This window comes from Pseudomonas sp. SF2 (assembly GCF_036858055.1).
Taxonomy (GTDB): domain Bacteria; phylum Pseudomonadota; class Gammaproteobacteria; order Pseudomonadales; family Pseudomonadaceae; genus Aquipseudomonas.
Genome location: NZ_JAMBDI010000005.1, coordinates 105,570 through 130,318 on the forward strand (window position 1 = coordinate 105,570; position 24,749 = coordinate 130,318).

The following is a 24,749-nucleotide window of genomic DNA, read 5'->3' on the forward strand; positions in this document are numbered from 1 at the left end:
CGGGTCTGTGAAGGCCCTGTGGGAGCGGGTTTACCCGCGAAGAGGCCAGTACAGACAGTACAAAGCCTCAGTTTTTCTCAGCCCGCTCCCGCAACCCTTTCAGGGTATTGAACGGCGCATCCACCACGAACTTGTTGGCCACCATCGCCGGCACGCTACCACCTGGCTCGGTGTGTACCTGATAGGTCACCTCCGTGCTGTCGCCCTTGGGCACCAGTTTCCAGAAGCCTTCGACCTTCGCCACCCGCACAAAGCCCTTCTCTTCCGGGATGTAGGTCGGCTCTTCCTTCAGGTTGCGTACCAGGCTGCCATCAGCCTGCTTCACCGTGGTCACATGCAATACCGAGTCCCGCGGCGTCACCGGCCATGGCGTATTGAACTGGGTGTAGGTCCAGCTCTGGTCACCTTCATGCTTGAGCAGCTTCTGCGACTTGCACTCATGAATCCATTTGCAGGCACCTACCACGTCTTCCTGCAACGCCTGCACCTTGGCCAGCGGCGCCTTGATCACGGTGACGCCTTGATAGGCCTTGTACTTGGAACCGGCCACTTCACTGAGGGAAACCTTGATCCCCTCCTCGTCCTTGGCCACCTGCCAGTTTTCGGCCCAGGCCGCAGGCGACAGCAGAACACCCATGCCACACAGCAGAGCAATACGCTTGAACGATCTCATCATGTTTATCCTTGTTGTCGAAGATCCAGCCTGTCACGCCGCCGTCATCTGCTCCCACCAGCCGAGAATCCTGATGGCCTCGTCACGGTCATTGCCGCACACCTCGACATCCGCCTTGAAACCGCCACACACCGCCGGCCGCTCGGGCTTGCCGAACAGGTCGCAGAGGTTGTCTACGGTCAGGTGCAGGCAGCGCTCGCCAGCCGGCTTGCCATTGGGCATGCGCGGCATCGCAGAGGTGATGGACGAGGCAATGCAGCAGGCACCACAGCCCTCACGGCAATTCATGGCTATTCACCAAAATCAGGACTCCCTGGAACAAAACGGGACGAACGTCCCTGGATAGTAACCGCTCAAACAGGCGTTTGAAATTGCTGGCACGATGAAATCTGCCATGACCCGGCAGTCAGTTCGCTGACTACTGGCGGTACTCGAAATCGATGGCCGCCCCTTCCACGTCGCGACGGCTGTCATTGCGCAGTTGCAGCTGCATTTCGTTGCTGATCAGCCGACCATTGAGCTGGAACGGGCTGTCATCGGCCTCTGGCTTTTCAGTGAACATGGGCGGCAGCAAAGGTTTACGTCGCTGGATCGGCGCAAGGCTGCCCACATTCGGCTTCAGGCTATTGACCATATCGGCAGGCAGGCTGAGGTCGAGCTTTGCCTTGGGCAACGGCTGGGCAACCTCTTTGCTCACGGGCTTGCGTGCCGGCCTGGCCTTGCTGTTGCCGGCTTTCCTGGCCGCCTGCTTGTGCGCTGGCTTGGCTGCGGCTTTCTGCACCGGCTTGGCTTTCTGCACCGGTTTGGCCGCTTGCGCCTGGCCTGCCGGCTGCGCAGCCTGGGCAGCACCAGCCAGACTGCAGAGCGGTACAAGGCACAAGATCAGGGCAAAACGGCGCAAAGCATTCATGGCAAATGGACAGACTGGCAGGAAAAGTGCGTATGCTCCCTGTTCCGCAGGCGCGTGGCAAGCCTACAAAAGCGCGGCCGCTGGCTCCCGGCACAATTGCTGGGCCAGCAGGCCGAGAGTGATCACCGCGCGCTCGGCTTCCTTGTTCCAAGGTATACCGCAATTAAGGCGGATGCAGTGGTTGAATTGCTCGGTGTTACTGAAGATCAGCCCGGGCGCAATACTGATGCCCTGCTCCAGCGCGCGCACATGCAGCTCCTGGGTGTTGACCCGCCCGGGCAGGCTCACCCACAGAATGAAACCGCCCGTCGGCCGGGTCATCTGGGTACCCTCGGGGAAGTGCTGCTGCACCGCCAGCTGATAGGCACTGAGGTTCTTGCGGTACTCCTGGCGGATGTAACGCAGGTGCCGGTCGTAGCCGCCATTCTCCAGGTAGGCCGCCACACCCATCTGCGTCACGCTGCAGGCCGAGTGGGTGGTAAAGGTTTGCAGGCGCTGGATTTCGTCCCGATAGCGCCCGGCAATCATCCAGCCTACGCGTACACCGGGGGACAGGGTCTTGGAAAAACTCGAGCAATAGATCACCCGGTCCAGCCGGTCGAATGCCTTCAGCGCCTTGGTCTTGCCCTGCTCGAACATCAGCTCGCCATAGATGTCATCCTCGACGATCTGGATATCGAAGTCCGACGCCAGGCGCAGCAACTGCTTCTGTCGCTCCTCCGGGACGGTGCCGCCCAGCGGGTTGCTAAGGCGCGCAGTCAGCACCAGGGCCTTGATCGACCACTGATTGGCCGCCAGCTGCAAGGCTTCGAGGCTGATGCCGGTGGACGGGTCACTGGGGATCTCGATCACCTTCAGGCCCAGCAGGTCGGCCAGCTGCAACAGCCCGTAATAGGTGGGTGATTCGGCGGCAATCAAGTCGCCGGGACGGGTCAGCACGCGCAGTGACATCTGCAGCGCATCGACGCAGCCATGGGTCACGATCACTTCACGCGGGTCGACCAGCACGCCGGCATCACGCATGCGAATGGCGATCTGCCGGCGCAGCGGCTCGAAACCGGGGCTGAACATGTAGCTGAAGGCGCGCGGGCTGTGAAAGCGCGTCACCTTGGCGATCTGCTGGTGCAGGGCCCGGACCGGCAAGTAGTCGACGTGCGGCACCGCGGCGCCGAACGGGAACACGCCATCACGGCGAGCTTCGGTCAGTACCTGCTGGATGATACTGGCACGGGTGACCAGGCCGGGGCGCTCCACCCGGGCGATGTCCGGGGTCTGCGCAGTCAGGGCCGGGGTCTGGTGCACGTAGTAGCCGGACTGCGGCCGCGCACGGATCAGCCCCTGATCCTCGAGATTGGCATAGGCCTGCAGCACCGTGGCATGGCTGACATTGAGCTGGGCGCTCATCTTGCGCACGGAGGGTACCCGCTCGCCTGGCTGGTAGACACCGCGACGGATGTCATCGGCCAGTTGCTGGGCGATACGCTGGTACAGCAACAGGTTGGTCATGGCTTTATCTCGACGCGCGGACTGGCTCGTTATTCTTGTGTAGCTCACTGACAGTAGAGAATACCGTAACAGTTGCAAAGTGTACTGGGACAGATCGCAGGATAGTCAACAATACAGTTGCGTGACAGCTATAGAAACGATCAAGCCCGGCTAGCCCGACGAAAAGCCGGGGCTGCTTCGCAGCCCCCTTTTCACATGATTCAGCGCGCTGGCGCCAGCTTGCCCTTGTCATCGGAGAACACGATCTCCACGCGGCGGTTCTGCGCCCTGCCCCGCTCCGAGGCATTGGCCTCGATCGGGTACTGGTCGCCATACCCCTCGACCTGCAGGCGCTTTTCGTCGATCCCCAGGTCCACCAGCATGTCGGCCACGGCCTGCGCCCGATCACGGGACAGCTTCAGGTTGTCCTCCGCCGGGCCGGTGCTGTCGGTATAACCCTCGATCCGCACTACCCGGCGCGGGTTGAGCTGAAGGAACTGCACCAGCTTGAGCACGGTACGGCTGGCCGAGTTCTTCAGGTCGGCACGACCGGTGTCGAACAGCACGTCACCCAGGGTCATCACCAGGCCACGGTCGGTCTGCTCCGAGGCCAGCGCGGCAATCTGCGACTCGATCCACTTGCCCTGCTGCTGCACACTGGCCAGCTTGGCCTCGCGCAGGGCCAGCTGCAGGCGCTGGCGCTCCAGGTCGAGCTTGGCCTGGCGTTCCTGATTCAGCGCCAGCTTGGCATGCTCGCTGGCAATCTCGCTGTAACGCTGGCTCAGGTAAGCGTAATGGCGCACGTCGGCACCGGTGCCGATATAGCTGGACAGGCGCTCGGCGCGAGCCAGCGACTCGCCTGCGCGAATCACGTCACGCGGTGCGCTGCGCAGCACATCGGAATCATCCTTGACCTTCTGGAAGGCTGCGGTGGCTTCATCCAGCGCTGCGCTGCTGCGCTGGCTGGCGCAACCTTGAAGACCTGCCGACAGCGCCAGCACTGCCAGCGCAGCCAATGGCATGCGACGGATCATGGCTGCACCTCCAGCTGCTTGCGCAGGCGCTTGACCCGCGACTGCAGCAGTTGCAGCTGCTCTTCGCTCTTCTGGTTCAGCACCTGGGCCTCGGCCAGGCGCGCATCCAGCTCGGCCTGCTCGGCACGCATGCGCGCATCGCGGTAGTCTTCGGTGAGCATATTGGTCTTGGCCCGGGCCAGCTTGTCTTCGGCCAGCTTGAGCGCTTCGACCTGTTCGGTGGCACCGACGGCCCTGGCCTGCTCCAGTGCCTGTTCGGAAATGCGCATCTGCTCGTTAGGGGCCGGATCGTTGGCGCAGCCAGCCAGGCCGAGCACGGCCAGGGCAAGGATTAGTGGTTGGGTTCTCACGCAATCTTCCTAGTGTTTGGGGGCGTCCGACGGCACCTGCAGCTGTGCTTTCCAGCGCTCGACATTACGTTGCAGCACGGCCTCGGACGCACCGGAGATCGGCAATTCTGTCAGTTTTTTTGCCAGTTGCCCACGCAACCAGCTGTCATTGCAGGCCGAGTTGTGCGACAGGGCCAGGTACAGGCCCGGCCGATCCACCGGCAGGCCGCGGGCGATCAGGTCATTGCTCATGCCCAGGCTCTGGACCATGGCCATGCCTGAATAGCGGCCAGCGAGCACATAATCCACCTGGCCAAGCACCAGTTTCTGGAACGCCTGGGTCAGGTTCTGTGCCGGCACCAGCTTCAGCTGGGCCTTGGCGAAAGCGGTAAAGGCCGGGGTCAGCCGCGCGCGCTCGGACAAGCTGCCCTGATACTGGGCCAGGTCCGCCGGGCCTTCGAAGACCAGTGTGGCGTCGTGGCGCGTCCACACCAGGTATTCGTTGAGCTGCAGGGGTGGGTGGAGGTAGTCCAACGCGGTCAGTTGCTCCACCTGCATGGGGGTGTCGAGCAGCAGGTCCATGCGCCCGCTACGCACTTCTTCCAGCGCCTGGTCACGACGGCCGGCGTTCAGCACCTCCACCTTCACGCCCAGCTCGCCAGCCACCTGGCGCAGCAGGTCGACGTTGGCGCCGATCAGGTGTTTCGGGTCGCTCGGGTCTTGCCATGAATAGGGCGGCGCATCGGGGCTACCGGTTGCCACCAGGCGTTCGCACTTGCCTGCCGCCATGACCAGCGGCGACACCAACAACGCCGTGCATGCCAGCACCCTGCCTGCTTTACGCAGCACCATTGCTCACTCCTTGTATTGCTTGGCCTGGCCCAATCGCCGGCAAGCCAGCTCCCACAGGCACAGCGCCGCCCTTGAGAACTGTACTGTACCTGTGGGAGCTGGCTTGCCGGTGATTGGGCCGGAACAGACCACAAAAAAACCCGGCCCCCTGTGCGAGGGCCGGGTTCTTTATAAGTGAAGCAGGCGGATCAGACCAGCTTTTCCAGCTCCGGAACCGCTTCGAACAGGTCAGCGACCAGGCCGTAGTCGGCTACCTGGAAGATCGGTGCTTCTTCGTCCTTGTTGATCGCCACGATCACCTTGGAGTCTTTCATGCCGGCCAGGTGCTGGATCGCGCCAGAGATGCCGACGGCGATGTACAGCTGCGGCGCAACGATCTTGCCGGTCTGGCCGACCTGCATGTCGTTCGGCACGAAGCCGGCGTCGACGGCGGCGCGCGAAGCACCGACGGCAGCACCGAGCTTGTCGGCCAGGCTGTACAGGTGCTTGAAGTTGTCACCGTTGCCCATGCCACGGCCGCCGGAAACGACGATCTTGGCAGCGGTCAGTTCTGGGCGGTCGGACTTGGCCAGCTCTTCGCCAACGAAGGCCGAGATGCCGGCGTTGTGGGCAGCGCCGACGGCCTCGATGGCAGCCGAACCACCTTCGGCGGCCACGGCGTCGAAGCCGGTGGTACGCACGGTGATGACCTTGATGGCCGCGCTCGATTGCACGGTGGCAATGGCGTTACCGGCATAGATCGGGCGCTTGAAGGTGTCGGCGGACTCGACCGAGATGATCTCGGAAATCTGGTCCACATCCAGCAGCGCAGCAACGCGCGGCAGGATGTTCTTGCCATTGGTGGTGGCCGGGGCCAGCACGTGGCTGTAGCCCTTGGCCAGCTCGACGATCAGCGGCGCAACGTTTTCCGGCAGGACATGGGCGTAGGCAGCATTATCGGCAACCAGCACCTTGGCCACGCCAGCGATCTTGGCAGCAGACTCGGCAACGCCGCCCACGTTCTGGCCAGCGACCAGCACGTGCACATCACCACCGATCTTGGCGGCAGCGGCAACAGTGTTCAGGGTGGCCGGGGCTACGGCACCGTTCTCGTATTCAGCGACAACCAGGATAGTCATTTAGATTACCTTCGCTTCGTTCTTCAGCTTCTCGACCAGTTCGGCCACCGATTTGACCTTGATACCCGCGCTGCGGGCAGCCGGGGCTTCAACTTTCACGGTCTTGTTGGTGGAGGCGAGGGAAACGCCCAGCGCGTCTGGAGTGACGGTCTCCAGCGGCTTCTTCTTGGCCTTCATGATGTTCGGCAGCGACGCGTAGCGCGGCTCGTTCAGGCGCAGGTCGGTGGTGACGATGGCTGGCAGGTTCAGCGCAACGGTCTGCAGGCCGCCATCGATTTCACGGGTGACGTTCAGCTTGTCGCCCGCCACTTCCACCTTGGAGGCGAAGGTGCCTTGAGCGTAGCCGGTCAGCGCAGCCAGCATCTGGCCAGTCTGGTTGTTGTCGCTGTCGATGGCCTGCTTGCCGAGGATGACCAGCTGCGGCTGCTCTTTGTCGACAACGGCTTTCAGCGCCTTGGCCACGGCCAGGGAGTTCAGTTCGTCAGCGGCCTCGACCAGGATGGCGCGGTCGGCACCCAGGGCCAGGGCGGTACGCAGCTGCTCCTGAGCAGTGGCCGGGCCGACGGAAACGACGACGATCTCGGTCGCAACGCCCTTTTCCTTCAGGCGTACGGCTTCTTCCACGGCGATTTCGCAGAAGGGGTTCATGGACATCTTGACGTTAGCAAGGTCGACGCCGGAGTTGTCCGCTTTGACACGAACCTTGACGTTGTAGTCGACCACTCGTTTGACAGCTACAAGAACCTTCATGGATTCCTCGTTACTCTCCGGTGAATAGATAGTCGCCTGGGGCTGAGCCCTGCGATGCGCGTGGGTACAAGGGCACCTCTAAAAACGTACCGGGAGGCGGTAACTTCACAGTGACCGAACCAGTCGTGTCCGGACTCTTGCGACAAATACTCACGGGTCATTTTCTGTCGTGGCGTGTAAACTCCACTACAAACCGGCCCAAGGCCGCAAAACCCTGCTCCACACCTGGTCTTTAGAGGTGTACCTGCGCCCGGCTGCAAGCCTACGGCGAACGTAAAACCGCTCGTATCTTGACCGTAACACCCAATCCGGTCAATACGGCAAATCGGTCACCCTCCAGCCGCGCTCCTGTGATTTTACTGGCCTGCGGCAAATTCAAACAAACGTTTGTATTGGACCCGCCAAGTGGTGTAGATATAATGCGCGGCCAAGACAAAACGGTGTAGTCCGTCATTTGCCCAGCTACAGTTCCGCCGTTGCGTAGAACCGCTGCGAATGCCCCCGCGCACCCATAAGACAAAGCAACAGCACGAGCCTTGATGAGTAGGAGAGAACCAGTGGAACGCGAATACATGGAATTCGACGTGGTCATCGTCGGCGCCGGCCCGGCGGGCCTGTCCGCCGCCTGCCGCCTGAAGCAGAAGGCCGCCGAAGCCGGTAGCGAAATCAGCGTCTGCGTGGTGGAAAAAGGCTCTGAAGTCGGCGCCCACATCCTCTCCGGCGCGGTGTTCGAACCCCGTGCCCTGAACGAGCTGTTCCCCGACTGGAAAGCGCTCGGCGCGCCGCTGAACACCGAAGTGAAGCGCGACGACATCTACGTGCTCAAGGATGCCGGCAGCTCGACCAAGGTGCCTGACCTGTTCGTGCCCAAGACCATGCACAACCAGGGCAACTACATCATTTCGCTGGGCAACCTGTGCCGCTGGCTGGCCCAGCAGGCCGAGAACCTGGGCGTGGAAATCTACCCGGGCTTCGCCGCCCAGGAAGCACTGTTCGACGACAACGGCGTGGTCCGCGGCATCGTCACCGGTGACCTCGGTGTCGACCGTGAAGGCAACCCGAAGGACGGCCTGTACACCCCGGGCATGGAACTGCGCGCCAAGTACACCCTGTTCGCCGAAGGCTGCCGTGGCCATATCGGCAAGCAACTGATCAAGCGCTTCAACCTTGACAGCGAGGCCGACGTCCAGCACTACGGCATCGGCCTGAAGGAAATCTGGGAAATCGACCCGGCCAAGCACGAGCAGGGCCTGGTGGTGCACACCGCTGGCTGGCCGCTGGACGTGATGGCCAAGGACAACACCGGTGGTTCGTTCCTCTATCACCTGGAAAACAACCAGGTAGTGGTCGGCCTGATCGTCGACCTGTCCTACGCCAACCCGTACCTGTCGCCGTTCGACGAGTTCCAGCGCCTGAAGCACCACCCGGTGATGAGCCAGTACCTCGAAGGCGGCAAGCGCATCAGCTACGGTGCCCGTGCCATCTGCAAGGGCGGCTTCAACTCGCTGCCGAAGATGGTATTCAACGGTGGCGCGTTGATCGGCTGTGACCTGGGCACCCTGAACTTCGCCAAGATCAAGGGCAGCCACACTGCGATGAAGTCTGGCATGCTGGCCGCCGAAGCAGTGGCTGACGCACTGATCGCCGGCAGCGAAGGCGGTGACCAGCTGAACGGCTACGTCAGTGCCTTCAAGGCCAGCTGGCTGTACGAAGAACTGTTCGCCAGCCGCAACTTCGGCCCGGCCATGCACAAGTTCGGCCCGCTGCTGGGCGCGGCGTTCAACTATGTGGACCAGAACTGGTTCGGCGGCAAGCTGCCGTTCACCCTGCACGACACCAAGCCGGACTACGCCTGCCTGAAGCTGGCGGCCGAGTCGCAGAAGATCGACTACCCGAAACCGGACGGCAAGCTCAGTTTCGACAAGCTCAGCTCGGTATTCCTCTCCAGCACCAACCACGAAGAGGAACAACCCTGCCACCTGAAGCTGACCGACCCGAACGTGCCGATCGCCAGCAACCTGCCGCTGTACGACGAGCCGGCCCAGCGCTACTGCCCGGCGGGCGTGTACGAAGTGGTCACCCAGGAAGACGGCAGCAAGCGCTTCCAGATCAACGCGCAGAACTGCGTGCACTGCAAGACCTGCGACATCAAGGACCCGGCCCAGAACATCACCTGGGTCACCCCTGAAGGCGCTGGCGGGCCGAACTACCCGAACATGTAAGGCCGCTGCTCTTGCGCTAACGAAAAGCCCCCGGTTCTCACGAGCCGGGGGCTTTTTATTGCCTGCCAATATCAGGCAGTTCGCACTTCCTCGAAGAGCTCTGGGTGGCGGTCCAGCAGCTTGAGCAGTTTCACCAGCGCCACTGGCGGGGTGGTCTTGCCATTTTCATAACGAGAGAACGCATTGACCCCACCACCGAAAATTTCCCCCGCTTCACGCTGGTCGAGGTCGAACTTCCGGCGCATGGCTGCAATGAAAGCAGGGTCAACAACGGCTCCATTGACTTGTCGCTCAAAGGCCGACATCAGGTCACTCATGCGCTGCGCCTCTCCCATGCCCAGTATCACCTCACCACAAGCAGGGCAGTAGTCGCCATAAACATCGGGAATAACGGTAGCTTCACCCTTGTAGCGATAAGGCATGTCCTTGGATTGCGCGACCAATTCCGCTCCTCCACACAGTGGGCATTTCATTTCATAGCTCCTTGAAAGACACGATGAGCAGGTCGTCAACCACCATCAACTTGAGGTAAACCCTTCCTACAGCGGTCTGGGGACGATAGACGTCCTGCCAGACTCGATGATTGTTGTAGGTCGTCATGCTCTTATGAAAGTCGCCTGGCGTTAGCTCGCGAACAATGTTCAGCATGGCGAAAGGCTCAATGCCAAGTGCCCGCGCACCCTGCGTGGCTACCCCGGTAGTACGCACTTTGCCTAGACTCAACAGCGCCTTCACCCGCTGCAGCGGGCAGTGAGGCATTCTCTTTTCCATGAGAAATTAACCTTCCAGGTTAAATTTGGCTAATAGGTTATTCCAATAACCCCGGCCCGGAAGTCTGCCTCAATGCCCTGCAGCCGTTACCGGCTCATTTGTCACCGCACATGATCGGCATCGGCTCCGCCACAAACGCCAATGGCTCACGACGCCCGAAATACAGGGCTGTCAGCAGCCCGACCGTGCCCATGACCAGACAAAAGCCGACACACACCCACGGGCTCCACGGCATCAGTGCAATCAACGCCAGCGGTGTGGTGCTGGCCCACAGCGCGTAAGCCACGTTGTAGGTGAAGGAAATGCCCGACACGCGGATCTCGGCCGGGAACAGCCCGACCATCACCGACGGCACCACACCTACCACGCCGCAGGACAAACCTGCCAGCGCATAGGCCAGCCAGGTCAGGCCCCACTGCCCCACCAGGCTGGCGTACAACGCACCGATGCCCACCGGCAGCAACAGGCTATAGAGCATCAGCGCGCGCCAGGCGCCTACACGGTCGACCAGCAGCCCGGCCAGCACGCAGCCAATGTTGAGGAAGACGATGCCCACGCTGCTCAGGGCAAAGGTGTGCCCGGCACTCATGCCGAAGCGCTGCTGCATCACTGTCGGGGTAATCACCACCAGCACCACCACGGCGGATGTCAGCACACAAGTCAGCAGTGCCGCCGGGATCAACGCCCGGCGGTGTTCGCCCAGCACCCGCCGTAGCGGGAAGCTCACCGGCTGCTCCTGGCGTGCGCGCAGGGCGAGGAACACCGGTGTTTCGCTGAGCCAACGGCGCAACCACACGCCGATCACGCCGAATACCCCGCCGAGCAGGAACGGGTAGCGCCAGGCGTAGTCGAGAATTTCCTGCGCTGTGAACAGCTGTGCCAGCAAGGTCGCGGTCAGCGCTCCCAGCAGGTAGCCGAAGGTCAACCCGGCCTGCAGGAAGCCCAGGGCGTAGCCGCGGCGCCCGGCTGGTGCGTGCTCGGCGACGAAGGTCCAGGCACTCGGCACCTCGCCGCCCACCGCCGCGCCCTGCAGGATGCGCAGGGCCAGCAGGATCAGCGGCGCCGCATAGCCGATGTCGGCGTAGGTCGGCATCACCCCGATCAACAGGCACGGCAGGGCCATCATCAGGATGCTCAGGCTGAAGACCCGCTTGCGTCCCAGGTGGTCGGCGAAGTGTGCCATCAGGATGCCGCCCAGCGGCCGCGCCAGGTAGCCAGTGACGAAGATCCCGAAGCTTTGCAGCAGGCGCAGCCATTCGGGCATCTCGGGCGGGAAGAACAGCTGGCTGAGGGTCAGCGCAAAGAACACGAAAATGATGAAATCGTAGATTTCCAGCGCGCCGCCCAACGCCGCCAGGCCCAGGGTCCGGTGGTCACCGCGGCTGAACCGGGGCGGGCGAGCGGTATCGATGGCAGTCATGGCAGGGTCCGCAAATCGGCAAAGGGCAAGAGGATAGCAAATAGCGCCCCCCTTGCCCCGCCCGCTGCGGCTTTAGCGGTTGAACATGGTATTGACGAAATTGGCCCGCGGCCGTGGCCGCGGCGTAGTAGCCGGCATGGCGCCCGGCAGTGGCAGCTTGCCGACCAGCAGCGGTGTATCGATGATCGCCATGAACGTCTCCAGCGCCTCGTTATCGGGCACCTGGGGCAGGCTCAGGCTGACGGCCTGGCGCTCGGTCTGCGGCACCGAGGGCACTATCAACTGGGTAGAGTGATACAGCAGGGCATGCTGGATCTGCGTACTGACGCGGCAGAAGCGCACCAGGTCGACCCCGGCATGGCTGGCCAGCTCGATATTGCCCAACAGCAGGTGGAAAGGCTGCAAGGCACACAGCACCAGGCGCTGCAGCTCCTCGAAGCTGTCCACTGGCGCTATCCGGTAGTAGCCCAGGCCATTGAGCAGCCGCTCCAGCTGCAGGCGCTGGCACGGGTGTGCGTCGGCAATGAGGATGCGCAGGGTCTTGTTGGCCATGGTCGGACCTGGGCAGTTGGGTAATGGGTACGCTCCCTGACCATACTGCGCCAGTAACGGCTGCTGCCAAGGTTATGCCTGGCAGGGGTCTTCTTTGATAGAAGTCGGGAAAACCGCGGAAATCAAGTGACTGACTGACGGAATTTGCATTTGCCTTTAACCCGGCAATCAGGATTCCCACGCGCGCATGCGCACCCGGCAGTGCTTCATGGCATTGACGATGTGCTTTTCTACCAGGCTGCGGGAAATACCCAGGCGCTCGGCAATCTGCTGGTGTGACAGGCCATCTAGCTTGCGCAGCAGGAAGCAGTCGCGGCAGACCTTGCTCAGCTCATCCAGGGCGCGCTGCATCAGCGCCAGGCGCTGGTCGAGCTGCATGCCGTGGCTCGGTGCCGGGGTGTGCCAGCGCTCGTCGCTGTCCAGCACCTCCAGCGGCTCGGCCTGGCGCACCTGGTGCCGCCGGTGGCGGTCGATCACCAGGTTGAGCGCGGTACGGTAAAGGAAGGCACGCGGGTGCTCGATGCGCTCGCCGTCGGTGCGCTCCAGCACCCGCAGATAGGCATCGTGCGCCACGTCTTCGGCGGCCTGACGATTGCCCAGGCGCGCGGAAAGGAAGCCCACCAGTTCGCGATAGTAATGTTCCACGACGTTACCTGAGATCGTCCTGCCAGCCTATGCCAGAAAGCCCTTTCAGGCAGCAACGCGGGACCGAGTGATGTCAACGTGCGATCTTACAAATTATAATTATTCTCAGCAACAAGAGGGGAATGGCTGGAGGGCGTTAGCGCCTGGGAGACCGAGCGCCGCCCGCGCGGCGCATCGCGAGCGAAGCTCGCTCCTACATTTGTTTCGGGCCAGTTAATCCTGAGGCAGAGGCGCGCGGCCCTTTGGCGTTCACCTCGATATTGTGTGGAACAAACAAGGCGGTCGCGCGCGCTGGCGCAGGCGTTACTGGCCCGAAACAAATGTAGGAGCGAGCTTCGCTCGCGATGCGCCGCGCGGGCGGCGCTCGATCTCGCAGGCGCCACAACCCTGTCGCCATACACCTGTCAGCCCCTACCCAACATTCGCTAAATCCCCTCCTGCCGCTTTCGTCTATCTGGCACCCCCTCGGCTGGAAGTCTGCATGAGACCTTTAACCAACACCCGTCGCCGGGTCCTGCTCACTGGCCTGGGCCTGCTCGGCCTGAGCAGCCTGCTGGCCTGGAAGGCCCTGCCCTACGGCGCGCAGCCGCTCAGTACGGTCGCCGTAACCCGTGCCGACATCGAAAGCAGCGTCACCGCACTGGGCACCCTGCAACCACGGCGCTACGTGGACGTTGGTGCCCAGGCGTCCGGGCAGATCCACACCCTGCACGTCGAGGTCGGCGACACGGTGCGCAAAGGCCAGCTGCTGGTCGAGATCGACCCGTCGACCCAGCAGGCCCGGCTGGATGCCGGCCGCTATTCGATCGACAACCTCAAGGCCCAGTTGGCCGAACAACGCGCGCAGTTCCAACTGGCCCGACAACAGCTCAAACGGCAACGCGACCTGGCCGCCGCCGGTGCCACCCGCGACGAGGACGTACAAACGGCCGCAGCGCAGCTGAAGGTCACCCAGGCGCGCATCGACATGTTCCAGGCGCAGATCCGCCAGGCCCAGGCCAGCCTGCGCAGCGACGAGGCCGAGCTGGGCTACACGCGCATCTACGCGCCGATGGACGGTACGGTAGTGGCGGTGGATGCCCGTGAAGGGCAAACCCTCAATGCCCAGCAGCAAACCCCGTTGATCCTGCGCATCGCCAAGCTCTCGCCGATGACCGTGTGGGCCCAGGTGTCGGAGGCCGACATCGGCAAGGTCACCCCGGGCATGACCGCCTACTTCACCACCCTGGCCGGCGGCAAGCGCCGCTGGACCAGCACCGTGCGGCAGGTACTGCCGATCCCGCCCAAGCCGCTGGAGCAGGCCAGCCAGGGCGGCGGCAGCCCGGCCAGCGTCAGCAATGGCAGCGCCGGCAGCCAGGTGGTGCAGTACAGCGTGCTGCTGGATGTCGACAACCCGGACGGTGCGCTGATGGCCGAGATGACCACCCAGGTGTTCTTCGTCGCAGGCAAAGCCAGCCAGGTGCTGACCGTACCACTGGCTGCGCTGGACGACGGTGATGGCCTGCGCCTGGCCCATGTACTGACCCGCGACGGCAAGGTCGAACAGCGCCAGGTTCGCACTGGCCTCAGCGACCGCCTGCGGGTGCAGGTGCTGGACGGCCTCAACGAAGGCGAACGCCTGGTGATCGGCGCCCCTGGCGTCAGTGGAGGTTGAATGAGCACACCCCTGATCGAGCTGGTCGACATCCGGAAATCCTACGGCGGCGTCGAAACGCCCAAGGTCGATATCCTCCATGGCATCAACCTGTGCATCCATCCCGGCGAGTTCGTCGCCATCGTCGGCGCCTCCGGCTCCGGCAAGTCGACCTTGATGAATATCCTCGGCTGCCTTGACCGCCCCACTTCCGGCAGCTACCGCTTCGCCGGCAAGGATGTGGCCGAGCTGGGCAGCGACGAACTGGCCTGGTTACGCCGCGAGGCGTTTGGCTTCGTGTTCCAGGGCTACCACCTGATCCCTTCGGGCTCGGCCCAGGAGAACGTCGAAATGCCGGCTATCTATGCCGGCGTCGCCGCCAGCGAACGCCACGCCCGCGCCAGCGCCCTGCTCGCCCGCCTTGGCCTGGCCAGCCGCACCGGCAACCGCCCGCACCAGTTGTCCGGCGGCCAGCAGCAACGGGTGTCGATTGCCCGGGCCTTGATGAACGGCGGCCATATCATCCTCGCCGACGAACCCACCGGCGCCCTCGACAGCCACAGCGGCACCGAAGTGATGGCGTTGCTCGACGAGCTGGCCAGCCAGGGCCACGTGATCATCCTGATCACCCACGACCGCAACGTGGCGGCGCGGGCGCAGCGGGTGATCGAAATTCGTGACGGCCTGATCATCAGCGATTCCGCCGCCGAAAAGCCCACGACCCACGACGGCCGCGGGCTGCAGGCCGACCAGCTGCGCCAGCGCCTGGACCGTGGCGCAACCTTGCACGGGGCGTGGAAAGGCGAATTGCTCGAAGCCCTGCAGGCGGCCTGGCGGGTGATGTGGGTCAACCGCTTCCGCACCGCCCTGACCCTGCTGGGCATCGTCATTGGCGTAGCCTCGGTGGTGGTGATGCTGGCCGTGGGCGAAGGCAGCAAGCGCCAGGTCATGGCGCAGATGGCCGCCTTCGGCTCGAACATCCTCTACCTCAACGGCAAGCCGGCGAGCCTGGGCGAACAGGCTGGCACCATCACCCTCGACGATGTCGCCGCCATCGGCCAACTGCCGCAGGTCAAGCACGTGATGCCGGTGATCGGCGAAAAGATGATGGTGCGCCACGGCAACAGCAGCCAGCGGTTCTATGTGGGCGGCAACAACACCGGGTTCCCCGAGATTTTCAACTGGCCGGTGGTGGAAGGCAGCTTCTACACCGATGCCGATGAAGCCAACGCTGCGGCGGTGGCGGTGATCGGCCAGAAAGTGCGGGAAAAGATGCTCGACCCCGGGCGCGATCCGCTGGGGCAGTACCTGCTGATTGGCAATGTGCCGTTCCAGGTGGTCGGTATCCTGGCCGGCAAGGGCGCCAGCTCTGGCGACCAGGACAGCGACGGGCGCATCGTGGTGCCCTACTCCGCCGCCGCCATCCGCCTGTTCGGCCAGCGTGACCCGGACTACATCGCCGTTGCCGCCCTCGACTCCATGCGGGTCAATGAAGCCGAAGCGGCCATCGACAAGCTGCTGCGCCAGCGCCACAACGGCCGCCAGGACTTCGAGCTGACCAATGACGCGGCGCTGATCCAGGCCGAAGCGCGCACGCAGAACAGCCTGTCGCTGATGCTGGGGGCGATCGCCGCGATCTCGCTGCTGGTGGGCGGCATCGGCGTGATGAACATCATGCTGATGACCGTGCGCGAGCGTACCCGTGAAATCGGCATCCGCATGGCCACCGGCGCGCGCCAGCGCGACATCCTGCGGCAATTTCTCAGCGAGGCGGTGATGCTGTCGATGGTTGGCGGCCTGGCCGGCATCGTCCTGGCCCTGGCCATCGGTGGCGGCCTGATGCTGGCCGAAGTGGCGGTGGCCTTTGCCCTGCCCGCCATGCTCGGCGCCTTCGCCTGCGCCGTCGTCACCGGCATCGTGTTCGGCTTCATGCCAGCGCGCAAGGCCGCCCGCCTCGACCCGGTCAAAGCCCTTACCAGCGAATAACCCATGACTCTGCCTAGCCGCATCAGCCTGTTGACCTTATGCGTATGCCTCGCCGCCTGCAGCACGCCACCCACACCTGCCAGCGGTATCGCCACGCCACCTGCCTGGCAAGGCGAGGCCGCATCACCCTCGGCACAACTGCCAACGGCACAGTGGTGGCAAGCCTTCGCCAGCCGCGAGCTCGACCGCCTGGTACAGCACGCCTTGCACAATGCCCATGACCTGGCTGCCGCCACGGCGCGGGTGCGCCAGGCCCGGGCCCGCGCGGTCATCGCCGGCGCGCCGCTGCTGCCGGAGCTGAAGCTGGGCCTGGACGGCAGCCGTCAACGCCTGCTGCACGGTGACGGCAATGACCAGCTGGATGTCAGCCGCAACGAACCCACCAGTACCTCGTTCGACATGCAGCTCAGCGCCAGCTACGAAATCGACTTCTGGGGTGGCCTGCGGGCGACCCGCGACAGCGCCCTGCGCAACCTGGATGCCAGCCGCTTCGACCGCCAGACCGTGGAGCTGACCCTGGTCAGCGCGGTGGCCGACAGTTACCTGCAGGGCCTGGCCCTGCAAGAACAGCTGCGCATTGCCCGCCTCAACCTGCGCAATGCCCAGGACGTACTGGGCCTGGTCGAGGCACGCCAGCGCAGCGGTTCCGCCACACGCCTGGAACTGGCCCAGCAACGCAGCCTGGTAGCCACGCAGCAACGCCAGCTGCCGTTACTGGAGCAGAAGTGGCAGGACAGCCGGGTCACCCTGGCAACCCTGCTCGGCGACCCGTTGCAGTCGCTACCCGCCAGCCAGGAAGCGATCATCACCCTGCAATGGCCCGCCATTGGCAGCGGCGTACCCAGCGAACTGCTCACCCGTCGCCCGGACATTGCCGCGGCGGAAGCACGGCTGGCCGCCGCCAGCGCCAACCTGCAGGTCGCCCGCGCCGCCATGCTGCCCAAGCTCACCCTCGGGGCCAACCTGGGGGCTGGCGCCAACACCTTTGCCCATCTGTTCGACAGCGCCTACTACACGCTCACCAGCGGCCTGGTCGCGCCGATCTTCAACAACGGCCGGTTGCGCGCCGCGCGTGAACTGGCCGAGGCGGAACAGGCAGAGTTGCTGGAGACCTACCGCAGCAGCATCCTGGCCGGTTTTGCCGATGTCGAGAAAGCGCTCAATGCGATCCAGGGTGTGGACCGCCAGCGGCAGTGGCAGGATGAAGAGGTGGCGCAGGCGCGGCTGGCGTTCGAACTGGCGCAGCAGCGTTATGGCGCGGGAGCGGAAACGCTGTTGAGCGTGCTTGAGACCCAGCGCACCTTGTATGTGGCGCAGGACCAGCAGGTGCAATTGCGCCTGGCCCGGTTGCAGGGCAGTGTGGCGTTGTACAAGGCATTGGGGGGTGGGTGGCAGGTCGGGCAGTAAACCGCGTTGCTTTCCGGGGCTGCTGCGCAGCCCATCGCGACGCAAGGCCGCTCCCACAGGTTCATGCCATGCACCGTCATGTGGGAGCGGCCTTGTGTCGCGAAAAGGGCGCAGAGCGCCCCCAATCAACGCGAGCGCTGCGCCACCTTCAGGTTGCGCGCATACCACGGCCGCTGCGGTACCTTGAGCCGCAGCTTGTCGAGCAGGTCGTCATCGCTGTAGATGATGCGCAACGCCAGCTTCATGGTCTCCGGGTCCATCTCGACACTGCGCCCGGGCCGCAAACCCGGCACCGTCGAGCAGCCGTGGGTATCCGGCCCCAGCCACGGGTCCGCCACTTGCACCCAGCGCCCTGGCGCAAACCATGGCACACCATTGACCTCCAGGCGCCGCACCTCGCCCGGATGCAGCCGCTCATGGGCATGGAACCAGTCCTCGATGCGGTCGTCGATCCAGCCGTGAAATTGCCAGAACACCGGGTTCACATGGGATGAAAACGGGTCACCAAGAAAATCGTTCTGCTCGGCGAACCAGCGTTCGGCAAAATCATCCGGCGTACGCGCCGTAGGCACCGGCATACCGTTGGACGGGTCGCGCGGCACCGATGCCCAGCGCATGTGCAGCCAGTCGTGCAGGCCCAGCTCCACTTCCGAACCGAACTGGCCCAGGGTCAAGGTGCTCAGGTACTCCGGGTCGGTATAGCGTGACTCCCAGACCTGGAAGTTGCCATGGAAGGTATCCGGCGTCTTGATGTCGCGCACCCACTGGGTGTATTCCGCATCACCGCTGGCCAGCCAGGTGGGCGGCAGGGCATTGCCGTCATGGTTGTCGAAATAGCGGGCGAACCCGGCGCGGTCGCGCTCCAGTTCCGGCTGCGGCAGCGGGAAGCGCGGCCATGACGGCAAGTCCTGCAAGGCACGGGCATTGCCAAGCATGTGCCGGTGCATGAAGAAAAAGTCCTCGCCCGAGCCGTTGCGGTCTTTGTGCCGGCCCCGGGCGTCACGCTCGCGGTCACGTGGCCCAGGCTGCCAGCCCAGGCCACGCAGGGCGCCCTGCTTGTCCTTGTCCAGTTTGTGCCATTTGTCCCGCGAGGCATGCCACAACTGGTGGAACAGGCGATGCTCCGGGGCGATCAGCCAGGCCAGCAGTTGCGGGTTCAGCGGGGTACGCTCGCGCGCCTCGGGGAAGGTGCGCTTCAAGGCCAGGAAGTGGTTGTCCTCCACGGGCAATGTCAGCGCGCGGTCCAGGCGCGCAATACGCCCGTTGAGGGTCGCCGGCCCGGCGTTGCCGAACCGGCCCCAGACCTCGTCGAGCACGATATGGCATTCATAGCGGGCATGGGCCGAACACAGACGCCAGCGCAAGGTGCCCGGTTTGTCGGCCAGAAGGTCGCCTACCACGCGGTAGCGCGGCTCTTCCTGCCCACGCAGGCGCTCGGGGGTATCCAGGTAGCCGCGCAGGGCTCGCCCGCTGGTTGCCACATCCAGGAACAGCTCCAGCTCACCTGTGGGTAGACCGTCCAGCCCCGCATCCTGGCCCTGCAGGGTCCAGCGCCAGATACCCCGCAGGGTATCGCCCAACTGCTGCAGGCGAGTATCGGCCAGTTCGACGACGGCCTCGCCAGGGGTTGCCGGGAATTCCTCGTCGGCACGCTGGCGCTGCACATACAGCGCCCCCAGCGCACCGGGCACCACCACACCCGTCAATGCCACACCGGCGATGAAACCGCGTCGGGAAATCGTCATTGCATACCTGTGCATTCATTGCGGCCATGGAGCACGGCCCGTCCAAGGCTAGAACGTTGCACGGCAGGCGAAATTTAGCGGCTTACCCACCCCAAACCTTGAAGGCTACTCGGCCACTCCTACAGGGCCCTGCGCCGGAGTCCTGATAGCGGCTAAATTTCCCGGGTGCGTGCTCGTTCACTGCAGGTAGCGGCGGCCTCTGTGCCCATCCCTCGACGGTGAACCTACTGAGACCAAGATGACGACTCCACGCTGGAAGAAAGCCCTGTTTATCAGCCTGGCCGCGGCGGTTGCCGCTGGCGCCGGGCTTGCCGCCTGGCACTACTTCGCCACACCTGCCGGCTATTCCAGGGAGGTGACCCGCCAGGCCGACGACCTGCAGGAACGCATCATCTCGTTTGACAGCCACGTCACCCTGCCGCTGACTTTCGGCACCGAGGGCAGCGAGGCCGACAAGGACGGCAATGGCCGCTTCGACCTGGCCAAGGCCGCACGCGGGCGATTGTCCGGCGCGGCCCTGACCATCTTCGCCTGGCCAGAATCCTGGACTGGTGACGGTGGCCCGCACCGCCCCACCCCAGGCTTCGTCGAAGCCGCCCGCCACACCCAGGAAGTGCGCTACAACGCCATCACCGCCATGGTCCGCGACTTCCCGCAGCAGGTGGGTATTGCCTACACCCCGCAAGACATGCGGCGCTTGCACGGCGAAGGCAAGTTCGCGGTGTTCCTCAGCATGCTCAACGCCTATGCGCTGGGCGACGACATCGACCAGCTCGACCGCTGGGCCGCGCGCGGCGTGCGCATGTTCGGCTTCAGCTACGTGGGCAACAACAGCTGGGCCGACTCCTCGCGCCCGCTGCCGTTCTTCAATGACACCGCCGATGCCCTGGACGGCCTGTCGCCGATTGGCAAGCGCGCCGTGCAGCGGCTGAACGACCTGGGCGTGATCATCGATGTGTCGCAAATGTCCAGCAAGGCGCTGGCCCAGGCCGTCGCCCTCAGCCGGGCGCCGGTGGTGGCCTCGCACTCGGCGCCACGAGCGATGGTCGACATCGACCGCAACCTCTCCGACAAGGAGCTGCAGCTGATCAAGGACAGTGGCGGCGTGGTCCAGCTGGTGGCCTTCTCCACCTACCTCAAGCCCCTGAGCAGCAAGACCCGGGACAAACTCGACGCCCTGCGCGCCGGCTACGACCTGCCGCCGCTGGCCAACCTGAACTACGCACTGATGCCCGGCGACCCGGTGATCGCCGGCTGGCCCGAGCAGAAGGTCGGCCAGTACGCCAACGCGCTGTATGGCATTCTCGAGGAAGAACCGCCGGCCACGCTCAAGGACTATGGCGACGCCATCGACTACACCGTGCGCAAGATCGGCATCGACCATGTCGGCCTGAGCTCGGACTTCAACGAAGGCGGCGGCATCGACGGCTGGCAGAACGCCAGTGAAGCACGCAACGTCACCGCCGAACTGATCAGCCGCGGCTACTCCGAAGCCGATATTGCCAAGCTCTGGGGCGGTAACTTCCTGCGGGTGTGGGAGCAGGTGCAGCGCACCGCGCAACCCGTCGCCACCTCATCCCCCTGACTCTTGCGAGCAACTTGATGAACGATCGTCGCACCTTTCTCAAGCAGGCCGGCCTGCTGGCGGCCGCCCTGCCCCTCACAGGCCCGCTGCTGCCTGCCGCCCACGCGGCACCTGCACAGCCTGCCACTGCCAACGGCTGGGCCGCGTTTCGCAGCCTGTTCGAGCTGGACCCGGCCTACGCACACTTTGCCAACTTCCTGATCACCTCGCACCCAAGGCCCGTGCGCGAAGCCATCGAGGCGCTGCGCGCCCGCTTCGACCGCCACCCGGCCCGCATGGTCGACTGGGACAGCCAGTCGGAGTGGAAGCACGAAGCCGCCGTGCGTGAATGGGCAGCCCGCTACCTCGAAGTGACGCCCCGGCAAATCGCCCTGACCGGCAGCACCACCGAAGGCCTGGGGCTGATCTATGGCGGGCTGAAGATTGCCCCGGGGCAGGAAATTCTCACCACCGTGCACGAGCATTCGGCCGCCCGTCACACCATGGGCTTTCGCACCACGCGCGATGGCACGCCAGTGCACCGGTTGCGCCTGTTCGAAGACCCCGCCAAGGTCAACAGCGACCAGGTACTGGCCACCATTGCGGCTGCCATCGGGCCGAAAACCCGGGTGCTGGGCATGACCTGGGTGCATTCGGGCAGTGGCGTGAAACTGCCCGTGGGCGAGATCGGCGCGCTGGTGCGCGAGGTCAATCGCCAGCGTGACGAGCAGGACCGGATCATCTACGTGATCGACGGCGTGCACGGCTTTGGTGTCGAAGACATGCGCTTTGCCGACCTCAACTGCGATTACTTCATCGCCGGCACGCACAAGTGGATGTTCGGACCGCGCGGTACCGGGATCATCTGCGCGGCGTCCACCGAACTGAAGCAGCTGAACCCGACCATTGCCACGTTTTCCGAGAATGAAGACTTTGCCACGGTGATGACGCCCGGGGGTTACCACGCGTTCGAGCATCGCTGGGCATTGGGCAAGGCGTTCGAGTTGCACCTGCAGTTGGGCAAGGCGGCGGTCCAGGCGCGGATTCATGGGCTTAATGACTATCTCAGGCAGCGGCTTGAAGCGCTGCCGGGGATCGAGCTGGTAACACCGCGCAGTGCGCAGTATTCGGCGGGGTTCACCTTCTTCCGGGTCACGGGGCAGGATGCTGACGAGATTGCCCGGTATCTCAACAGCCAGCGCATTGTGGTCGATGCGGTGTCGCGGGATGTCGGGCCGGTGGTGCGGACAGCGCCTGGGCTGTTGAATACCGAGGCGGAGATCGAGCGATTGGTCGATGCATTGAAGAAGCACGTTCGCGGGTGAAGCCCTGGGGCCGCTTTGCGGCCCCGGCGAGCTCAAGTCAGGATTGGCCGCCGACCCGCTTCAACCACTCCCCGACATCCCGGTAAATCCCCTCCACCTGCCCCACGATCCCCGACATGCGCAAGAAGTCATGGGTCAACCCCTCCACCCGGGCAAAGGTCACCGCCGTCCCGCCCGCCATCAGCCAGTCACGATAGGCCATGCCCTCATCGTGCAACGGGTCATACTCGGCCACGAACAGGTACGCCGGCGCCAATGGCTCGCGCAGCGTCGACAGCAACGGCGACACCCGCCAGTCCAGGCGCTGTTCGCGCTGCGGTGCATAGTGCTGGTAGAACCACGCCAGGGTAGGTGTCTCCAGCAGGTAACCCTCGGCATGCTCGCGATGGGACTCACGCTGGCAGGAGATATCGGTCACCGGGTAGAACAGCAACTGCGCCAGCGGCTTGAACGCCAGCGCTTCGGGCTGCTCCACCGCCGTAATGGCCAGCACCGCCGCCAGGCTGGCGCCCACACTGTCCCCTGCCAGCACCACCCGGCGGTTGTCCAGGCCCAGCGAGGCCGCCTGCTCAGCCAGCCAGTTGGCGGCGTCCAGCGCATCGTGCAGGGCCACCGGGAACTGCTGCTCCGGTGCCAGCCGGTAGTCTGCCGCCAGCACCGCGAACTCGCCCAGGGCCGCCAGGCGACGGCACACCGAGTCGTGCGAATCGAGGCTGCCGACCACGTAGCCGCCGCCGTGCAGGTACAGGATCACCGGTTGCAAGGCAGCGCCGGCATCGCCCTGGCGGTACAAGCGAGCCGCCAGGCGGGCGCCGTCGCGTGCGGTAATCTGCAGCTCGCTGGCCGTGACGTTGCCAGGCGGGCTCGGGTCGAGCACCTGCGAGCTGCCTTCGAACTCGGCACGGGCCTGGGCCACGTCCATCGCGTGCATGGGCAGGCTCCTGCCCGTCAGCCGGCCAAATTCGACCAGTTCCAGAAATGCCGCCAGATCAGGGTGCAGTGCCATGTGGGTTCCTTGGGTGAACAATGTGACTCAAGCCTCCCTACGGGACGTAGCAGCACACCGAAAAATTACCCGCCCACACAGCTAAATCGTTGGTGCAGGCACTCGTTATCCCTGCACAACGAAAGACCGCCAGAGGCATACCGTGGACCTTCAGAGCATTCTCAGCAAACTGTTCGCCAACGCTCATGCCGTGGGCATCGAAGGCGTTTTCCAGTTCGTCTTCAGCCAGGACCGGGCCTTCTGGTCGGAGGTGCGCGACAGCAGCCGCACCGGTGCCGGCCGGCACAGCGCCCCGGACGTCACCATTGAGCTGGCCGAGCGTGACTTCATGGGCATCATGGGCGGCACCGCCAACATCGAAGAGCTGTTCGCCAGCGCCCGCCTGAAGATCAGCGGCAACATGGGCCTGGCCACCCTGCTGCCGCAGATCATCAGCAACGCCCGGCGCGGCGCGCCGGCGACCAAGGTGTCGATGAACCAGCGCTACCCGACACCGGCACGCCTCAGCGAACGGGTGTCGGCCGCGCAACCGGTGCAGCGCGAGGTGGCACGCATTGCCCGCGCCGACATGCCGCCGGCGCGCTTCCAGGGAGAGTACCTGGAGCACGGAACACCCGTGGTGATCAGTGATGCCCTGCAGGACTGGCCGCTGTTCAGCATGGGCCGCGAAGCTTCGCTGGAGCATTTCGCCGAACTGCAGGGCATCACCCGGCACGGCGACTACGTGAAGAAGACCTTCTCCACCGACCGCGACTTCCGTTCCACTTCCATGGCCGACTTCATCGCCTCGCTGGACACCCCGGCCAAACCCGGCGAAACCCCGGCCTACATGGGCAACAACATCGTGCCGGAAAAGCTGCTGGCGCTGATTCGCTACCCGCAGTACTTCGCCCGCGAGAAGTTCATTGCGCCGCGTATCTGGATCGGCCCCAAGGGCACCCTGACGCCACTGCACCGCGATGACACCGACAACCTGTTCGCGCAGGTATGGGGACAGAAGTCTTTCATCCTTGCCGCACCGCACCATCGCCCAGCCCTGGGCACCTGGTCGACCAGCCCCAAGGGCGGCCTGGACGGCTGCGACTTCAACCCCGACGCCCCGGACTACCAGCGTTTCCCGGCGGCACGCGAAGTGCCGTTCCTGCGCGTTGTGCTGCAGGCTGGTGACCTGCTGTTACTGCCCGAAGGGTGGTTCCACCAGGTGGAGTCTGTGACCACCTCGCTGTCGGTGAACTTCTGGGTGAACTCCGGGCGCGGCTGGTAGCCGGGATTGCCAGGGGGACTGCGCCGACCGGAAGGCTTGCGCTGTCGCACAGATAACT

23 protein-coding genes are annotated in these 24,749 nt (G+C 64.3%); 7 read left to right on the top strand and 16 right to left on the bottom strand.

Translation table 11 applies throughout. The features are described 5' to 3' along the window. Positions 1–67 precede the first annotated feature (67 nt). The 9 genes from M2S36_RS03085 to M2S36_RS03125 all read right to left on the bottom strand — a co-directional run bounded on the left by M2S36_RS03085 (position 68) and on the right by M2S36_RS03125 (position 7,151). On the bottom strand, positions 68–673 hold the full coding sequence (locus tag M2S36_RS03085) for an START domain-containing protein (RefSeq protein ID WP_207830098.1): 606 nt from the start codon (positions 671–673) through the stop codon (positions 68–70). Positions 674–706: 33 nt separating this feature from the next. Continuing rightward, on the bottom strand, positions 707–961 hold the full coding sequence (locus M2S36_RS03090) for a YkgJ family cysteine cluster protein (RefSeq protein ID WP_333956684.1): 255 nt from the start codon (positions 959–961) through the stop codon (positions 707–709). A 130-nt stretch (positions 962–1,091) separates the two neighbouring features. Next, entirely contained in the window at positions 1,092–1,583 is a 492-nt protein-coding gene (locus tag M2S36_RS03095) for a hypothetical protein (RefSeq protein ID WP_333956685.1), read from the bottom strand. A gap of 63 nt (positions 1,584–1,646) precedes the next feature. Beyond that, on the bottom strand, positions 1,647–3,089 hold the full coding sequence (locus M2S36_RS03100) for an aminotransferase-like domain-containing protein (protein WP_063912722.1): 1,443 nt from the start codon (positions 3,087–3,089) through the stop codon (positions 1,647–1,649). Between the two features lie 200 nt (positions 3,090–3,289). After that, positions 3,290–4,102, bottom strand: a complete 813-nt coding sequence (locus tag M2S36_RS03105; RefSeq protein ID WP_207830094.1) for an OmpA family protein — start codon at positions 4,100–4,102, stop codon at positions 3,290–3,292. Further along, positions 4,099–4,452 carry a DUF4398 domain-containing protein gene (locus M2S36_RS03110; protein WP_063912724.1) on the bottom strand — a complete coding sequence of 118 codons (354 nt, stop codon included), beginning with the start codon at positions 4,450–4,452 and terminating at the stop codon, positions 4,099–4,101. The genes M2S36_RS03105 and M2S36_RS03110 overlap by 4 nt, the downstream gene beginning before the upstream one ends. 9 nt (positions 4,453–4,461) lie before the next feature. Continuing rightward, a complete protein-coding gene (locus M2S36_RS03115) occupies positions 4,462–5,283 on the bottom strand; it encodes a substrate-binding periplasmic protein (RefSeq protein WP_207830092.1) in 822 nt (273 codons plus the stop codon). 188 nt (positions 5,284–5,471) lie between these two features. After that, positions 5,472–6,401: an electron transfer flavoprotein subunit alpha/FixB family protein gene (locus tag M2S36_RS03120; protein WP_013973453.1), complete on the bottom strand. Its 930-nt coding sequence runs from the start codon at positions 6,399–6,401 to the stop codon at positions 5,472–5,474. Further along, complete coding sequence (locus M2S36_RS03125) at positions 6,402–7,151, bottom strand: electron transfer flavoprotein subunit beta/FixA family protein (RefSeq protein ID WP_207830090.1); 750 nt, start codon at positions 7,149–7,151, stop codon at positions 6,402–6,404. Positions 7,152–7,690: 539 nt separating this feature from the next. On the opposite strand from M2S36_RS03125, the gene M2S36_RS03130 reads away from it, so the two are divergent. Next, on the top strand, positions 7,691–9,373 hold the full coding sequence (locus M2S36_RS03130) for an electron transfer flavoprotein-ubiquinone oxidoreductase (RefSeq protein WP_207830088.1): 1,683 nt from the start codon (positions 7,691–7,693) through the stop codon (positions 9,371–9,373). A gap of 71 nt (positions 9,374–9,444) precedes the next feature. On the opposite strand, the gene M2S36_RS03135 is transcribed toward M2S36_RS03130, so the two are convergent. The 5 genes from M2S36_RS03135 to M2S36_RS03155 all read right to left on the bottom strand — a co-directional run bounded on the left by M2S36_RS03135 (position 9,445) and on the right by M2S36_RS03155 (position 12,761). Further along, entirely contained in the window at positions 9,445–9,846 is a 402-nt protein-coding gene (locus M2S36_RS03135) for a type II TA system antitoxin MqsA family protein (RefSeq protein ID WP_063912728.1), read from the bottom strand. Between the two features lies 1 nt (position 9,847). Beyond that, entirely contained in the window at positions 9,848–10,144 is a 297-nt protein-coding gene (locus M2S36_RS03140) for a type II toxin-antitoxin system MqsR family toxin (RefSeq protein WP_063912729.1), read from the bottom strand. A 94-nt stretch (positions 10,145–10,238) separates the two neighbouring features. Beyond that, on the bottom strand, positions 10,239–11,564 hold the full coding sequence (locus M2S36_RS03145) for an MFS transporter (protein WP_333956687.1): 1,326 nt from the start codon (positions 11,562–11,564) through the stop codon (positions 10,239–10,241). 72 nt (positions 11,565–11,636) lie between these two features. After that, positions 11,637–12,116 carry a histidine kinase gene (locus M2S36_RS03150; protein WP_207830080.1) on the bottom strand — a complete coding sequence of 160 codons (480 nt, stop codon included), beginning with the start codon at positions 12,114–12,116 and terminating at the stop codon, positions 11,637–11,639. A 168-nt stretch (positions 12,117–12,284) separates the two neighbouring features. Further along, positions 12,285–12,761, bottom strand: coding sequence for a sigma-70 family RNA polymerase sigma factor (locus M2S36_RS03155; protein WP_207830078.1), 477 nt, complete (start codon positions 12,759–12,761; stop codon positions 12,285–12,287). 481 nt (positions 12,762–13,242) lie between these two features. On the opposite strand from M2S36_RS03155, the gene M2S36_RS03160 reads away from it, so the two are divergent. The 3 genes from M2S36_RS03160 to M2S36_RS03170 are packed head-to-tail and all read left to right on the top strand — an operon-like array spanning position 13,243 to position 17,787. After that, the gene (locus M2S36_RS03160) at positions 13,243–14,415 is read left to right on the top strand and encodes an efflux RND transporter periplasmic adaptor subunit (protein ID WP_207830076.1); all 1,173 of its coding nucleotides are present in this window, start codon (positions 13,243–13,245) and stop codon (positions 14,413–14,415) included. Further along, positions 14,416–16,380, top strand: coding sequence for a MacB family efflux pump subunit (locus M2S36_RS03165; RefSeq protein WP_333956689.1), 1,965 nt, complete (start codon positions 14,416–14,418; stop codon positions 16,378–16,380). A 3-nt stretch (positions 16,381–16,383) separates the two neighbouring features. Next, positions 16,384–17,787 carry an efflux transporter outer membrane subunit gene (locus tag M2S36_RS03170; protein WP_241105871.1) on the top strand — a complete coding sequence of 468 codons (1,404 nt, stop codon included), beginning with the start codon at positions 16,384–16,386 and terminating at the stop codon, positions 17,785–17,787. A 125-nt stretch (positions 17,788–17,912) separates the two neighbouring features. Here M2S36_RS03170 and pvdP read toward each other — a convergent pair whose 3' ends face one another. Next, the gene (pvdP, locus tag M2S36_RS03175; protein WP_233693693.1) at positions 17,913–19,532 is read right to left on the bottom strand and encodes a pyoverdine maturation tyrosinase PvdP; all 1,620 of its coding nucleotides are present in this window, start codon (positions 19,530–19,532) and stop codon (positions 17,913–17,915) included. A 238-nt stretch (positions 19,533–19,770) separates the two neighbouring features. Between pvdP and pvdM the strand changes: the two genes are divergently transcribed. Beyond that, positions 19,771–21,117: a pyoverdine-tailoring dipeptidase-like protein PvdM gene (gene pvdM, locus M2S36_RS03180; protein ID WP_063912737.1), complete on the top strand. Its 1,347-nt coding sequence runs from the start codon at positions 19,771–19,773 to the stop codon at positions 21,115–21,117. Between the two features lie 17 nt (positions 21,118–21,134). Beyond that, the gene (gene pvdN, locus M2S36_RS03185) at positions 21,135–22,421 is read left to right on the top strand and encodes a pyoverdine-tailoring periplasmic protein PvdN (protein WP_207830067.1); all 1,287 of its coding nucleotides are present in this window, start codon (positions 21,135–21,137) and stop codon (positions 22,419–22,421) included. 37 nt (positions 22,422–22,458) lie between these two features. Here pvdN and M2S36_RS03190 read toward each other — a convergent pair whose 3' ends face one another. Then, on the bottom strand, positions 22,459–23,427 hold the full coding sequence (locus M2S36_RS03190) for an alpha/beta hydrolase (RefSeq protein WP_233686962.1): 969 nt from the start codon (positions 23,425–23,427) through the stop codon (positions 22,459–22,461). A gap of 142 nt (positions 23,428–23,569) precedes the next feature. On the opposite strand from M2S36_RS03190, the gene M2S36_RS03195 reads away from it, so the two are divergent. Next, complete coding sequence (locus M2S36_RS03195; RefSeq protein WP_333956691.1) at positions 23,570–24,691, top strand: cupin-like domain-containing protein; 1,122 nt, start codon at positions 23,570–23,572, stop codon at positions 24,689–24,691. Positions 24,692–24,749 lie beyond the last annotated feature (58 nt).